This is a genomic window from Spirochaetota bacterium, assembly GCA_017999915.1.
Classification (GTDB): Bacteria; Spirochaetota; UBA4802; order UBA4802; family UBA5550; genus RBG-16-49-21.
This window is the reverse complement of sequence record JAGNKX010000003.1, coordinates 196,048-210,736: the sequence shown is the minus strand read 5'-3', so window position 1 is coordinate 210,736 and position 14,689 is coordinate 196,048. Positions and strand designations below refer to the sequence as shown.

The following is a 14,689-nucleotide window of genomic DNA, read 5'->3' as shown; positions in this document are numbered from 1 at the left end:
TTTGCCTGTTCCCGCCGGAAGCGCCCGGCCTATTATAACGGTTTGTAGCCGATAAAACCATAATACCCGTTCCCGGGGATAAGACTTTTCGCCCTATTCCGCTTGAACCCCGCTGTACCCAACTGCAGGAGCATTTCGTCTTTGTAGGGCAGCCTGCCCCACCCCCTTGTCGTTCCATGGATAAGGTTCACCAGGTCGAACTCGATACCGCCCCCCATGCAGCCGGTCGTCAGCAGGATACAGCCGCCCGGATTGAGAAGATCTTTCAAATGCGCCAGCAACCCGATCCGCTCTTCAACGGGGAAATAATAAATATTGTTATACAGTGTCAGGATGTCGAACGGCGCGCCTGCCCGGTATTCCCTTACATCGGCGACTTCAATTGTCACGCGATCCTGGAGACCTCTGGCCGCGACGGCACCCCGGGCCGTTTTCGCCACCTTCGAGTCGAGCTCCAATCCGACCGCACGGAGACGTTCGTGTCTTTCTGCCGCGTAGATAATATACCCCGCGTTGCCGCAACCCACCTCAAGCAATCGAAGGGAATCCGAGCAGGGGATAAAACGGTCAATCAGTTCGAACAAGAATGGCTCAAGGACACGGCTTGACCGGGCGATGACATCGCCAAATTCCTTATGGGGACCGGCGGAGTCCCAGAGATTGCCCGCTTCGAGCTTTTCCGGTGTCTCCATGAGATAACGATAATGGAGTGACATGACCTCCCGGACCAGCGCGCGAAATGAATCATTTTCCGGCGCAGCAAAGCGCTTTACCAGCCTGCCGCGGAGGGAATACTTCCCGTTCTTTTTTTTCAATAATCCGAGGCTTACGGCCAGGTCGAGCCATGTTGCGGTGGCATTTCCAGGGCCGGTGTCCCCTGCGAATCCGCCCGGAATATCTTCCACCCGCACCTTCCCCCGGTATAACTGCTGCAGAACCGCCTTATCCGCAATGGAAGCCAGAAAGCAGAGACGATAAAAAAATGTGAACTGCCTTCGAAAAAGGAGCAAACCCGGCAATTGTCCGCTTTTAATCAATGCGGCGAATGTTTTAATATTCATGGGCGTTCCTGCCGGTTGACCGGGATTGTTTTATATCCTTATATTTATCGTTGTATAGACTCAGTGACCAATTAATGTTAATTTAAATAATTAAATATTTTATTCATTTATTTAATTATTTAAATTAATGTCAACGACTTTATCAGTTTTTTGGGAATAATCTTAGTATGGGGCTATAGCATTGTTAATCGTCTTGATAACGGCTATTCGACAAATACTGGGAGTCGGGGCAATTCCTATCTTTTCTTTAACTTCACAATTTCCTTCTCGACTTCTTTCGCCCTTCGGCGTTGAAAGTCTCCTCCTCCGGGTCGAGCTCTTTCAGAAGGCGCAATAACTCCACGGCATAATGGTTATCTTCCATTTTGCACGTATTCACACCGCCGTGCCGGCCGTGACATAGCCGTCCGCCACGTCCATCACGATGAGGGTAAGGTCGTCGTCGAACCTCTTCCCCTGCTGGCACCACTCGGTGATGCGCTTCAAAATATAATCCGAGAACTCCCGGGGCGCCATGTCCTGGTTGTCGCGAATGAGCTGAATAAAGGTCTCGTACCCGAAGAGCTCGCCCTCCCTGTTCCTGGCCTCGATGATGCCGTCGGTAAAAAGGATGATGCGGTCCCCGGCCATGAGGGTGAACTCCTCCTGGGAGAGCTTCAGCTCCGGCTGGAGGCCCATGGCCCATCCCTTCGGCTTGAACTCGTGAATCTGCTGATCGGCCTTTCTGAAAATTATAATGGGAAAATGGCCGGCGCTGGACCCTCGAATGGTCCCGGTCTTCATGTCCAGGTAGGCGTAGATCGCCGTGATCATCTGCCGGCCGTACTTGCCCCGCAGGATCTGGTTGATCTCCCGGAGGACATCGATCGGCTCGTGGGCGATCGACTTCTGCAGGGAAAAGGCCACCTTCATCATGGCCGCGATGATGGCCGACGGCACGCCGTGTCCGGACACGTCGGCTATGAGGACGCCGATGCGGTCGTTGTCGATGACATGAAAGTCGTAAAAGTCGCCCCCCACCTCCTCCATGGGGTGGTAATGGGCGTGGATGCTGAGGTCCTTCATCTCCGGCAGGACGTCCGGAAGGATCGACTGGAGTATGCGGTTGGCGATCTCCAGCTCCTTCTGCAGGGCTATGTAGGAGTTGTTCTTGTCGATGGCCTCCTTGAGGGCCACTAGGGTGTTGACCCGCGCTATCATCTCCCGCTTGTCAAAGGGCTTGGCGAGGTAGTCGTTGGCCCCGGCCTCGAATCCGGCTATGATGTCGTTGAGCTGGTTCTTGGCCGTGAGCATCAGGATCGGCAGCTCGTGGAGGCTGTAGACCTCCCTGAGACGCCGGCACACCTCGAGGCCCGACATGCGCGGCATCATGATGTCGAGTATCAGCAGGTCCGGCAGGTGCTCCTCCACGATGCGTATGGCGTCCTCGCCGTTGGTGGCGATCATCACCGAATACCGCTCCAGGGACAGCTGGTTCGTGAGGACCTGGAGGTTGATCGGCTCGTCGTCGACCACGAGGATCCTGGTGCCCTCGCCGGAGGCCGGGGCGGGCACTGGCAAGGCATCCGGGACCGGGGCTTCGGCGGCCGCCGGGGCCGGTTCGGCGGCGATAGTGGACTGGTTCGACGACACCGGCAGGGTGAAGAAGAAGCGGGACCCCTTTCCCTGTTCCGATTCGACCCTGATGGCGCCGCCGTGGAGCTCGATCAGCTTCTTCGTTATGGAAAGGCCGAGGCCGGTGCCGCCGTACTCCCGCGATATGGAGGCGTCCACCTGCTCGAAGGACTTGAAGATGTCATTCAGCTTGTTCGACGGAATCCCGATGCCGGTATCCTCCACGATTATCTCGATTATGGAGGGCGCCTGCTCCGGCCCGGCGGTCCTGGCCGTGACCCTCACGTAGCCGCGGTCGGTGAACTTGATGGCGTTTCCCACCAGGTTGATGAAGATCTGCTGGAGCCTGTTCTCGTCGCCCTTCACCAGGGGCAGGTTCACCGGCACCTCGTTCAGGAGCTGTATCCTCTTGCCGTGGAGGAGCATGTTGGCCATGACGAAGACCAGGTCGACGAGCTGGTGCAGGTCCACCGGCCGCTGCTGCAGCTCGATGGTGCTGTTCTTCATTCGGGAAAAGTCGAGGATGTCGTTGATAAGGCTCGCCAGGCGCTTGCCGCTCGATATTATCATGGAGAGGTTGTACTTCATCTCGATCGACATGGGGCCGGCGGCGCCGTCCACCAGGGACTCTGCCATGCCGATGATCCCCACCAGGGGCGTCTTCAGCTCGTGGGAAGTGTTGGCCAGGAACTCGTCCTTCAGCCGGTCGGCCTTGTTCAGGTTGTCGATGGCCAGCTGCTGGGAGCGGATGGCCTCCTGCTGGGCCGTGTCCTTCTCCTGCTTCATGAAGTTGATCTTGTCGCCGAGGCCCAGGGCCAGGAGGATAAACTGGATCACGGAACCGATCTGCAGGGCGTAGGTGGTGAAGGGATTCGTCGGCAGGACCGCCAGCACCTTGAGGGCGTAAATCATGCCCCCGGTGAGGATGATCATCCACGAGCCGATGAAGTAGCGGGCCGGCCGGGACCCCCGGTAGGCGCCCACCGTCCCGACGCCGAAAACAGATATGAGGGTGACCAGGGAAAGCGCCACCTGCACCTGCACCGCGGCCGAGTACCTGACAAAGAGCTGGAAGGTCATGGAAAGGGCGATGACCGAGGCCAGTATGACAAAATAGCGGTTGAAGGCCGGGTATAGCTTTTTCGCGTCAAGGAAAGAGCGGGTGAACAGGACCAGGGTCAGGAGCGTGATGGCGATCGAAAAGGGAATGACGTGGTTGACTTGCTCCAGGGCGGAGGGCCAGAAATACTCCTGGAGGGTGCCGTTCTGGATGAGCTGGAAAAAGCCAAAGCTCAGCACGAAGAGGATATAGTACAGGTACGATATGTCCCTGATGGACACGAGAATGAGCAGGTTGAAGACGCAGATGAACAGGATGAGCCCCAGATAGATCCCCAGCAGATACTGCTCGTCATGGTCGCGGGCGTAATAGGCCCGGGCCGACCAGAGCTTCAGCGGCACCTCCATCCGGTCCTCGTTCACGAGTCGGAGATAGTAGGTTCGTGTCTCTTCCGGGGCGAGCTTAAGATTAAAAAGAAAGAACCGGTGAGAGGATTCCCGCGTCCTGAAGGGAAGGGAGAATCCCGTCTCCCCCAATGGCACCGCTTTGCCCCCTTTCTTCTTCTCGTAGAGACTGATCTGGTCCATGAGGGGATAGCTGAATTCCAGGATCCAGTCGGCCTGTTTCAGTTGCTCCGTCCGCACCGTGAAGCGCACCCAGTACACGGAATCGGTGAAGGCGAAATTCGGGATGTCCTCACGGCTGGGGACGAACGTATCGTCGTAAGTGCCGCCGGAAACGTCATCGATGGTAAGGTTTTTACTTACATCTTCCAGGTAATACAGGTGGAGGCCGAGGGGATAACTGTCGACCTCGTCCGACACCGTGACGGCCCCCGCTCCGTGCAGGGCGGACCCGGGCAGCATTATACAGAGCGCGAAAAGGAGCGGCGCGCAGTACTTTGATAACAGTGCGTTCTGAGGAAAGCTCATAGTACACCTGTCATGAATAGTATCGGAATGGCGTCCGATGGAGAATGCACCCTTTAACAGGCCTCATTCTGATTATACATTAGTTGACATGTCAATATAAAAATCAAGCCGCAGAGCCGCGTCCTTCGTTAAACGATAGCGACGCAATAGCTATCGGGAGTCGGCCTTATACGATCCAGTGAGGCCGATCGGCTTTCCATCGATCCACCATCTCCCTGATGGGCCCTTCCATGCCCGCCGTCATGTAGAAGCGGGGACGCAGGAGATCGTCATCGGGGGCGACGATCCGATCCGCCACGGCCCTCCGGGCAAGTTCCGTTCCCGGGTAGATGCGTATGCCGATGGTGATCTTCAGCGACTCAAGGCCGAGGGAGTCGGCAAAGGCCAGGCTCTCCTCCGCGGAGGCAGGGGTCTCTCCGGGCCCGCCCAGCATCAGGAACCCCAAGCGCCGTATTCCCTGGCGCGCCATCAGCTCGGAGGAGCGCCGCACGTCTTCGGCGGTAAAGCGCTTGTTCATCGACCGGAGGATATCTCCGTTGCCGCTCTCGGAGCCGATGCTCACCTCCGCGCACCCGGCCCGGGCCATCTCCTCCGCAAGCTCCCCGCTCAGCTTCCAGGGGTAGAGGATGGCCCGCCATGATATGCCCAGGCGGGCCCGCGTGATCTCCCTGCACAGGTCCAGGGCGTAGGATTCCGGCAGGTTAAAGGTATTGTCCACGAAATAGAACCTGCCGATGCCCGCGTCGGCGCACCGTCCGAGCCACCGGGTGACGGCCCCGGGAGAGCGTTTTCTGAGAAGCGTTCCCTCTATGGCCGGCGTGGAGCAATAGCTGCACTCCATGGCGCAGCCCCGCCGTGTTTGCACCGGCATCCAGAACTCGCCGCCGTAAGCCGGCAGATCCTTCATGGTTATATCGGGAAGGGGATAGTCGTCAAGGTTCTTTATGAAGGTCCTTGTCCCGGCAGGGGCGCGCCCGGCGCGGTACAGGGAATAGGGTCCCCGGGGGTCAGAGCCGGAGTGAATGCGCAATATCAGCTCAGGGAAGGCGGCCTCCCCTTCGCCCGGTATTCCCAGGTCGGCGCCAAGATACTTCAGAACGCTGTCCGGGAAAATGCTGTATCCGGCTCCCCCAAGGACGATGGGGGCCTTCGAATGTTCCCTGCACGCGTCGATAATGATTTTCACGTCATCCAGGAAAAAGGCGGCGCCCTTCATGCGCTGGTCGTCGATGTTACGGACCGAAAGGCCGATAACCTCGGGCCGAAATCCGCCGATCTCCTCCGCCACGGCGGCCCGGGGGTCAGAGCTTCTCATCAGGTCCAGGACGCGCACGTCATGGCCCGCCTCACGCGTCGCAGCTGCCACGCAGACCAAGCCCAGCGGCCAGGCGGCCATGGTGGCCTCCTCCCTGTTGGCAGATATGAGCAATACGCGCGCCGATGTTGCTGATGGTGCCATTACAGGCGATGGGTATGATCCGTCAGTTATCCGTGAAAACCGCGTTGAGATTGCTGGACAGGTCGGCGAGGGTCTCCGCGCTCTTGCGCAGGTCCTCGGTGCTCTGTGTGTTGAGCTGGACGCTCTTGTTGGTCTCGTCTATGGATTTGACCACGTCCTCGATGGCCAGTTTCTGCTCCGTCATGGAATGCTCGATCTGATCCGAACGGTCCCTGACGATGACCGCCTTGTCGTTCATGTCGTCCTTGATCGATTTCTGAGCGCTCACTTCCCTGATGGCCTCGCCGGTCTTTTCCTTGATATTGGTGATATTGTCAAGAAGCATCTTTATAAAGCCGATGATATCGGTTATTATCTTGTTTCCCGCTTCAACGTCTTCCTTGTTCCTCTCGATAAGGGTCGAGATCTGCTTCAGGTCCCGGGCCGAAGTGTCCGACATCTTCCCGATCTCCTCGGCCACGACGGCAAAGCCCCGCCCATGGTCCCCGGCGCGGGCCGCCTCGATGGCCGCGTTGAGGGCAAGGAGGTTCACCTTTTCGAAGAAATCCTCCATGATGCTCACGACGGAAATGATGCTGTTCGAATTGGCGAGGATCTTGTTGTTGATGGCGTCAAGCTGCTCTGATGCGTTTCTCCCCTGTTCCGCCTGGTTCATGAAGGAAGTGAAGAGGCCGGCGATCTCCTTTCCGTAACGCTCCATGGCCTCGATCGACCCGGTGATGACCCCGATGCTGCCGATCAGGTCCTTGATGGAGCCGTTCTGGTCCCTCGTGGCATTACTGACGCTGGTGATGCTCGCGGATATCTCCTCCATCGTCGCCGTAAGCTCCTCCACCGACGCCGCCTGGCTCTGGGCCGTGGTGGCGTACCGCTCGATGACCGATGACATGATGTGGATCGACTCCGTCAGCTCGGTGGAGGTGTTGCGGATCGTGCCGTTGAGGTCCTTTATCTCGTGGTACTGCTTCCTGTTCTTCTCGGTCTCCTCCTTGCTGCGAAGGATGGCTTTGTTCAGGAAGCGCGAGGCCGAAAGAGAAACGGCATATACGATCGACAAAGATATGACGCCGTCAAGCATGGCCGTTTTCATGATATCGGCGGTCTGTTCCGCCGTTATGCCGGGCGACTGTATTAAATAATAGACCAGATGGGTTATAATGAAACAGACAAACACCAGAATGGATATTCTCGTTGAGGAGTAGAGCGTGGCAAAGACAAGGCTCATGTACATGAAAAGACCGATGGAGACGCCTGCGAGATGGGGCGGCCTCATGAAAAATCCTATTATCAATGCAAGGGTGGAGCATAGCACAAGCACATTGATGGCAATGGATGCCTTCCCCTTTTTGATGAGCAGGATGCTCGCAACTGAAACCAGCAAAGAGGGAAAGATCATTGTCGAGTACCGGACCAAATGCTCCGGCATTACAGTTGCCGCCACGACCAACAGGATTACAATGAGAACCGTAAAAACAATGCTGAAGATTAAGATGAACTGGGCTTTTTTATAATCAAGGTATTCTTGGTCATAATAAGCTGAAAGAAAAAAATCACGCAGTTTCCCCGTCTTTTTATCTTCCATCGCGTCCTCATGTTGTGCGTTATGTGATTAACTAAAGATTAACTATAATTATGGGACTTTTTTTTATATTAGTATTTATCTTTTCAAGAAGTCAAGAACTAAAACCACGGCAAAATAACTTTTTATTCAATAAAAGTGCAAATATCCGTGCATATATACAGAAATGTAGGGGAAGATCACTACCCGGGTTATAGGCAAAATGCTTATTGTTGTCCCCAGCATTAACAGTTACATCAGGAATCCCTGTATTTGCGGTTAAAATTATGGAACAGCGCTTTTCCGTATACCGGTGTAGATGAGTACAACAGCCGCCATCAGGATTAAATGATAAGCGCTGTTGTAATCAAACTCCCATATGACGGTGACGTGGAAGGTTCGCATGGCCTGCACCACGGAGGCGATGATTATCGCCGCGACCCCCGCTGCCATCAAGGCGTAAGCGCCGTCATGCCTTTGCAATGCCAGGTAAAGGCAGATGCAGAATGAGACGGCCATGGCGAGGCCCGAGTATCCGATAAAAACGATGAAATAACCGGTTATGACCTTCGACAATGCCATCATGACCGCGAAGAAAATCAAACCCAGGGATATCATCACCGCTGCGGCCCGTTTTAAAACAGCCGTTCCTTTCCATTCGACGATCAGGGCTATGACAAATACCGAAACCATCATGCCGAGGATGAATGAAAGGGGCATCCACAGCAGGTCGCGGGTCTCCGCTGGCATCGCTACCGCGTGAACAACGGACCCATATAATGACGCCAGGCAGAAAAGGCCGAACACCCATGACCATGCGCCGGCTTTCAGCCGGTCCAGGCCCTTCAGTGCCCGGATCCTGGCAAGCAGCCCCAGGGCCAGGCACCCGAGGATGAAGTCAGTCACTGCCGTCGTCATTTCAGGAGGCGTTGTCAGCTGCATGGCCATGTCCTTGAGTTATTTTCTCATGCCTATTTTCCCGGCACAGTGACGAATCCCCTCGCCGCCGGATAGGTATTCACCATGTAATAGGCCCTGACCTTTCCCTTCACCTGGCCCGGATCGAATGAAACGGTTACCTTCGTCACCGTTCCATCGGCGCTGGCTTCGACCGCCGTGCGCTTTGTGTAATACAGGGGGAGCGGTTTTCCGGTAGCATCGTCAACCAGCAGAAGGCTGAACACATGGCCGCCCTTTTTCAGGGCGCCGCCGGAGACCTTCGCCGATACCGATGTATCCGCCGCGGCAAAGGCGACCCGTCCCGCGCCGGCGGGCCTCGCCGCCGCTCCGGCGCCCCAGAGGCCGAGGTTCAAGCCGCCGAACACGGCCATGCGGCCCGTATCGAACTCGGACATCCCCATGAGCTTCAGGCCCTTGCCGTAGAACTCGATCTCATCGCAAAGGGCCACGGCGCTCATGGCGGCCCGGGTCGTTACCGCGCCGGTGACCGGATCGGCCTTTGCCGAGATACGGTAGAAGCCGAAGGGCATGTCCCAAGACCCTATGAAGTTGATCTTGAAACCGTCATAGTTATAGAAGGTTACCAGTCCGCGGTCATAGTCCAGGACAAGGGGAAAGCGCGCCTCAAGCTGGGGATTGACGACAGTCTTTCCCGTGGCCCCGTCAAGCTTCCCTCCGATCACCCAGAGAATGGCCCTTTCGCCGGACCCGTACCTTTCCACCGCTCCCGCCAGGTAGTGAAGCGAATCAAAACCGATCTGGTTCCACGAAGGGAGCATGGAGGGATTCGGCGCCGCCATGCGGCTGAACTCGAAGCAGGATGAGGAATCGCCGTCGGCCCGGGGCACCCGGTAGGGCATGGCCCCTCCCTTCCGGGCCGGCACGGTGAAGGAATAGGCGAGGTTGAAATCCCCTCCCCGGCTGCCTCCGAAAAACTTGAGGCCGAAGCGTGACATCTCCGTGGTGTAAGTGCCCTTCAGGGTGACGGTGACGGTGCCGCCGGCGGGGCCGATCCACGCTTCCCGGGGCGCCACAGTAACGAAGCGTCGGTTGGCCGCCACGTTGACAGTCATGGCGGGGCTCCCGGATACCGATACCTTCAGGCTGTCACGGTCGATGGCGGAGAGCACCGTGTCCCCATTTTTGCGGACAAACAGTGAAAAGGTGAGAGGCTGATTCGCGTCTATTTCTTTCGGCGCCTCTTTCAGAAGACCGCCGAAGGGCGTCGTATAGATCATGAAGGTCCCTTCATCGGGAAGGTCCTCCTTCGGTCCCCGGGCGCATCGGCCATCGCCCCTGCCGGCAGGCGTCAGCGGATAGTCATAGGGAACGAAGAATACGCCTCCGTTCTCTCCGGCGACATATACGCCTTCCTTTCCAAGGGCCGGGGAGGCGTTCAGGTCGTTCCGGTCGTCCCCTATGCAGCGGTACGCCCACCGGAGGGTTCCGTCGGGGTTCACGCAGAAGAGCCTCCCCTCGCCGGACCCGACATAGATCAGGTCTTTGCCGCCCACGGCCGGGGACGAGCGGATCGGCTCCAGGGTGTCGAAGGCCCATTTCCGCTTGCCCGATTCCGGATCAATGGCGTAGATGGTGCCGTCGGCCGAAGGAACGATTATGGTGCCGTCGGAGAGCTGCGCCGCGCTGGCGTAGACATGGTCCCTGGCCCCGAACTTCCACAGCTCCTTGCCGGAGTCCTGGGCGTAGGCGCGGACGAAGCCGTCGAAACCGCCGATCACCAGGGCGCCGTTCTTCTTATCCGAAGTCAGCAGGGGCGACGCGGCATTGGTGCCCAGGCCCCCGGCCGTCCATTTCAGCTTCCCCGTGGCGGTGTCGTAGCAGTAGACGTTTTTCAGCGCCATGAAATCGGTGCCGAAAAACACCAGGCCCGTCCTGGTGTTGACCGCCGGGAGCGACCAGATCATCTCATTGGCGATATACTGGGTGATCCTTTTTCCGTTATCGCGACTGATGGCGTACACCAGGTAGTTGTCGTTCGGCGCCAGAAGAGTGCCATTTTTTAGAATGCCGATATTACCCTCGAACCAGTTGACATTATAGGTCTTGAGGCCGAACTCCTTTTGCACCTCCTCGACCGAGTGGGCCTTCGATCTCCACAGCACCACCCCGCTCTGCCGGTCGATGCAATACACAAGGGCGTCGCCGGAGCCCACGTAGACGCGCCCGCGATCATCCAGGAGTGCGGCGGAATCGATGATCTCCCCGGTCTGGACCGACCATTTGAGGGAGCCGTCCTTCCGGATAGCGTAAAAACGCTGGTCAGCCGAGCCGATGTAGACTGTGCCGTCGCCGTCGACCACGGGCGAGCTGAAGATCCCCTTCTTCGTTTTAAACTCCCAGGGCATGCCCCTGCCCTGCACCGGCATCACCGGGCTCCTTCCGTTCTGGAGTTCGTTGGCGCGGAATTTCGGCCATGGGCTTTGGGGGTCCAGGGGAACATTGTAAGTATAGGTGTCACCGGAAACCTGCGTATCCCCGGAGGGCTTCATGTCATAGCAGCCGAAAGGAACAGTGAGGAACACATAAACGGCAATGGCAATGACAATGACCGCATAGAAGATGTATCTCTTTTTGAAAGTAATATTCTTAATGAGATCGCCTGGTTTCATAAAGAACCTCCATGCTTGACCCTTAATGTCATTACAGTATCATCCAAAAATATCATTATATACAAGCAAATAATCGTCTGAGCCTGTTTATTAATTAACTTGTTGCATTACTTGATATTCAACGAAAAATGCCCCGCCTCAGAAGGCGTCTGGAGCAACTATCAATGAATATAAGCAATTTTACAACAAGCCTATTAATTTTTTCATTGACAAAACAAAACTTGTGAACATTGTTTATTTTAAGCGTCCAACCAGATGGTCCCGGATACTTAGTAATGAAAAATAAACAAGATTGCAAAGTACTCATCGTTGAGGATGAGGCCCTCATAGCCTTTGACATCAGCATGACCCTCCAGCAATACGGCTACACCGTAACCAGGATAGTGGCCACGTCTGAAGAATCCATCAAGGCCATTGAGGAATTGAAGCCCGACGTTGTCATCATGGACATTCTCCTGAAGGGCAAATCCGACGGTATCGAAGCGGCGGAAAAGATAAAAAACAAATACAAGATACCGATTATCTTCCTCACGACCTGCACCGACGACAAGACGGTGGAGCGCGCCACGACGCAGATTCCCTACGGCTACCTCCTGAAGCCTTTCCGCAGCATGGAGCTGGGCATTCTCATCGACCTGGCCCGCCAGAGGCACAACTTCGAGCAGGTCCTGGTGGATAACAACGTCAAGCTCGGCGAAGAGCTCAAAAAAAGCAGGACGATGGAGAAAAAGCTCCACGAGATATCCCTCGTGGACGAGCTTACCGGCCTTTACAACAGGCGCGGATTCAACCAGCTCGCCCGCCAGCAGGTTGAGATAGCGAAGAGGACCGGCAAGAGCATGCTCCTCTGCTTTTTCGATCTCGACCACATGAAGCATATCAACGACGCCTACGGGCATTTCGAAGGGGACAATACCCTGATATCGGCCGCCGCCATATTGAGAAAGATATTCCGCACCTCCGATATCATCGCACGATGGGGAGGCGACGAGTTCATAGTGCTGATGATCAACGCCGAATGCGACGAGATCCAATCCATCGAGCAGAGGATCATCGCCAGCATCGACGGCTACAACGAAGCCGCGGAGCACCGCTACATTATTTCAATGAGCTGGGGAATCGCAAGATACGATCCCGCCTATCCCACCGAAATAGACGAGCTGATCGCCCGGGCCGATGAAATGATGTACCGCAACAAATCCTACAAGAGATTATAATTTACACGCCCCTGCTTTGTCATTTCGACGAATCCCGGCATTTCGGGATGAGGAGAAATCATTATATTTTATATAATTCAGGATTTCTCTCCCTGGCTGACGGGGTTCGAAATGTCAATGCAATACATAGATTATAATTACAATGTTCGGGAAGGGATCCGCTCTTTCGGCATGATGGCCGTGCCGATGAAGGCGGCGAGGACCGTCTTAACCGCCGCTCCGGGAAGAAAGGGAATGGCTCCCATGGTGAGGAGCTCGTACAATCCGGGGGCCGCTCCCCTGACCGCTCCAAGCCACAGGTACAGGTACAGGGTCCCCAGTCCGAGGATAACAATGAAATTAGCCGCTGCCATGATGATAAAGAGAGGAAGGAGCCTCCGCATTCCCTCATAACGGTCCAGGATGGCCCCAACCAGATAGGCGGAGACAACGAATCCCAGGAGATACCCGAAGGTGGGACCGGCGAGGACCGCCGGACCGCCGCCTGAGCCTGCGAACCAGGGCACGCCGGCCAGGCCTATCACGAGGTACAGGACCTGGCTCAGGGCGCCCCACCTGCCGAGGACCATCGCGGCGACAAGCACCGCCAGGGTCTGGCCGGTGACCGGCACAGGCGTCCAGGGGAGGTACACGATTATCTGCGCCATGAGGCCGGTGAGACAGGCCATCGCCAGCGAGAGCGTGATCTTGGACGCCGCGGCCGCGCCGACGCGCCAGCGGTAGAACGAGAGCCGCGCATCGCGGCAGCGGCCGATAACCGGTGCGAATCCTTCCAAGGCAGGTCCCCTTCTATTTCATATCTTTTTTCAGCTCCATCAGCCGCTCGACACGCTTCTTAACGGGGGGATGGGTTGAAAATACCTCTCCGATGCTCATCCCCGAAAAAGGATGCACGATGAACATGTGGGCCGTCTGCGGGCTGTGGTCCGCCATGGGGGCCCTCTTCACCCCTTTCTCGAGATTAAGAAGGGCGCTCGCCAGAAACTCGGGGTGCCCCGTCAGCTTAGCCGAAAACTCGTCCGCCTTGTACTCGCGCTCCCGGGAGATAGCCATGGTTATGATCGTGGCCGCCACCGGGGCGAGGATCGATACCGCCAGGCGCTTGCCGAAGCTTGCCCTGTTGTTCCCGCCGAAGAACAGGGCCATGCGGGAAAGGATCATCACGGCCCCGGATATGGACGCCGCGACCGAGCCGGTGAGGATGTCGTAATTCTTCACGTGGCCCATCTCGTGGGCCATGACCGCGGCCAGCTCATCGTCATTCATCATGTCGAGGATACCCTGCGTCGCGGCGACCGCCGCGTGCTCCGGGTTGCGCCCCGTGGCGAATGCGTTGGGCGACCTTGAGGGAAGGATATAGGCCTTGGGCAGCGGCAGGTTGGCCTTCCTGGCCAGCTCATGGGTTATCCTCTCGAGGCGGTGGCCCGCCGGCACCGGCTGGGCGCTATAGGCCGACAGGATCAGCGAGTCGGAGAACCAGTAGGTGGCGAAATTCATCACGAGGGCAAGGATGAAGGCGATAACCATGCCCTTTTTACCCGCAATGATCCTTCCGATTATTATGAAGAAAGCCGTTAAAGCGAAGAGCAGTATGAAGGTAGTCAGCATAGTAGGCACCTCCCGGGTTGGTATGTATATATCAAAGGGGATGCCTCAGGATCCCCCTTTTTATTTACTATAAATATACTATCCGCGGGGCCCCGCGTAAAGCGGCGCGCCGGATTATTTCTGGCACTGGATGAATTTCCTGACGGACCTGTCATAGGTCTTTTCTATATCGTCAGGGAAAAAGCAGGCCGGGAGTTCGTTGGACCTGCGGTGGTACTGAACGCACTCGCAGCACTTGCCCTTCCTGCTGCACGGCTCATAGGAACAGTTGCAAAAGGACATGTTCTTCTGTACGTTATCGCAGGCCATGAAACATCCTCCTTACGCGCATCGCCACGCTATTCCTCGCGGGGACAGGCGACAATATAAGTAACGCCGCCTTCCCTCTTGCCCGTCACCCTCTGCTCCTGCATCTTCCAGTAATTACAGAGGACGTAGCCGTTCTGGTACGATATATGGTTCTTGCATGTCTGGCAATCGTCAATTTTCATGGTCTCTTCGATTCCTCATCAATTAATAAATGTCATAATAAAAACGATAAAGTGTAGTCGCCGCTGCGGCATTTTTTGTCAAGCATATAAGTTAACTTT

At 56.4% G+C, this 14,689-nt stretch carries 11 protein-coding genes; 1 reads left to right on the top strand and 10 read right to left on the bottom strand.

Annotated elements, in window-relative coordinates:
* Positions 1-32: 32 nt before the first annotated feature.
* The 6 genes from KA369_06580 to KA369_06555 all read right to left on the bottom strand — a co-directional run bounded on the left by KA369_06580 (position 33) and on the right by KA369_06555 (position 11,274).
* Positions 33-1,061: a class I SAM-dependent methyltransferase gene (locus KA369_06580; GenBank protein MBP7735624.1), complete on the bottom strand. Its 1,029-nt coding sequence runs from the start codon at positions 1,059-1,061 to the stop codon at positions 33-35.
* 375 nt (positions 1,062-1,436) lie between these two features.
* The gene (locus KA369_06575) at positions 1,437-4,667 is read right to left on the bottom strand and encodes a SpoIIE family protein phosphatase (protein ID MBP7735623.1); all 3,231 of its coding nucleotides are present in this window, start codon (positions 4,665-4,667) and stop codon (positions 1,437-1,439) included.
* Between the two features lie 166 nt (positions 4,668-4,833).
* Entirely contained in the window at positions 4,834-6,126 is a 1,293-nt protein-coding gene (locus KA369_06570) for a cobalamin-dependent protein (GenBank protein MBP7735622.1), read from the bottom strand.
* A gap of 22 nt (positions 6,127-6,148) precedes the next feature.
* Positions 6,149-7,708, bottom strand: a complete 1,560-nt coding sequence (locus KA369_06565; protein ID MBP7735621.1) for a hypothetical protein — start codon at positions 7,706-7,708, stop codon at positions 6,149-6,151.
* 261 nt (positions 7,709-7,969) lie between these two features.
* Complete coding sequence (locus tag KA369_06560; GenBank protein ID MBP7735620.1) at positions 7,970-8,626, bottom strand: hypothetical protein; 657 nt, start codon at positions 8,624-8,626, stop codon at positions 7,970-7,972.
* Between the two features lie 29 nt (positions 8,627-8,655).
* Positions 8,656-11,274, bottom strand: coding sequence for a PQQ-binding-like beta-propeller repeat protein (locus KA369_06555; GenBank protein ID MBP7735619.1), 2,619 nt, complete (start codon positions 11,272-11,274; stop codon positions 8,656-8,658).
* A gap of 275 nt (positions 11,275-11,549) precedes the next feature.
* Here KA369_06555 and KA369_06550 point away from each other — a divergent pair, with 275 nt between their 5' ends.
* Positions 11,550-12,491 carry a diguanylate cyclase gene (locus KA369_06550; GenBank protein ID MBP7735618.1) on the top strand — a complete coding sequence of 314 codons (942 nt, stop codon included), beginning with the start codon at positions 11,550-11,552 and terminating at the stop codon, positions 12,489-12,491.
* Positions 12,492-12,628: 137 nt separating this feature from the next.
* Here the strand turns inward: KA369_06550 and KA369_06545 are convergent, their stop codons facing one another.
* From KA369_06545 to KA369_06530, 4 genes are all read right to left on the bottom strand, one after another.
* Positions 12,629-13,159, bottom strand: coding sequence for a biotin transporter BioY (locus tag KA369_06545; GenBank protein MBP7735617.1), 531 nt, complete (start codon positions 13,157-13,159; stop codon positions 12,629-12,631).
* 121 nt (positions 13,160-13,280) lie between these two features.
* The gene (locus tag KA369_06540; GenBank protein ID MBP7735616.1) at positions 13,281-14,099 is read right to left on the bottom strand and encodes a zinc metalloprotease HtpX; all 819 of its coding nucleotides are present in this window, start codon (positions 14,097-14,099) and stop codon (positions 13,281-13,283) included.
* A gap of 114 nt (positions 14,100-14,213) precedes the next feature.
* Positions 14,214-14,408: a hypothetical protein gene (locus KA369_06535; protein MBP7735615.1), complete on the bottom strand. Its 195-nt coding sequence runs from the start codon at positions 14,406-14,408 to the stop codon at positions 14,214-14,216.
* Positions 14,409-14,437: 29 nt separating this feature from the next.
* A complete protein-coding gene (locus KA369_06530; GenBank protein ID MBP7735614.1) occupies positions 14,438-14,590 on the bottom strand; it encodes a hypothetical protein in 153 nt (50 codons plus the stop codon).
* Between the last annotated feature and the right edge of the window lie 99 nt (positions 14,591-14,689).

Coding starts and splice junctions, on each gene's coding strand:
- KA369_06545 (MBP7735617.1), bottom strand. CDS start 13,159: ATGGCCTGTCTCACCGGCCTCATGGCGCAGATAATCGTGTACCTCCCC.
- KA369_06570 (MBP7735622.1), bottom strand. CDS start 6,126: ATGGCACCATCAGCAACATCGGCGCGCGTATTGCTCATATCTGCCAAC.
- KA369_06555 (MBP7735619.1), bottom strand. CDS start 11,274: ATGAAACCAGGCGATCTCATTAAGAATATTACTTTCAAAAAGAGATAC.
- KA369_06580 (MBP7735624.1), bottom strand. CDS start 1,061: ATGAATATTAAAACATTCGCCGCATTGATTAAAAGCGGACAATTGCCG.
- KA369_06550 (MBP7735618.1), top strand. CDS start 11,550: ATGAAAAATAAACAAGATTGCAAAGTACTCATCGTTGAGGATGAGGCC.
- KA369_06565 (MBP7735621.1), bottom strand. CDS start 7,708: ATGGAAGATAAAAAGACGGGGAAACTGCGTGATTTTTTTCTTTCAGCT.
- KA369_06535 (MBP7735615.1), bottom strand. CDS start 14,408: ATGGCCTGCGATAACGTACAGAAGAACATGTCCTTTTGCAACTGTTCC.
- KA369_06540 (MBP7735616.1), bottom strand. CDS start 14,099: ATGCTGACTACCTTCATACTGCTCTTCGCTTTAACGGCTTTCTTCATA.
- KA369_06575 (MBP7735623.1), bottom strand. CDS start 4,667: ATGAGCTTTCCTCAGAACGCACTGTTATCAAAGTACTGCGCGCCGCTC.
- KA369_06530 (MBP7735614.1), bottom strand. CDS start 14,590: ATGAAAATTGACGATTGCCAGACATGCAAGAACCATATATCGTACCAG.
- KA369_06560 (MBP7735620.1), bottom strand. CDS start 8,626: ATGCAGCTGACAACGCCTCCTGAAATGACGACGGCAGTGACTGACTTC.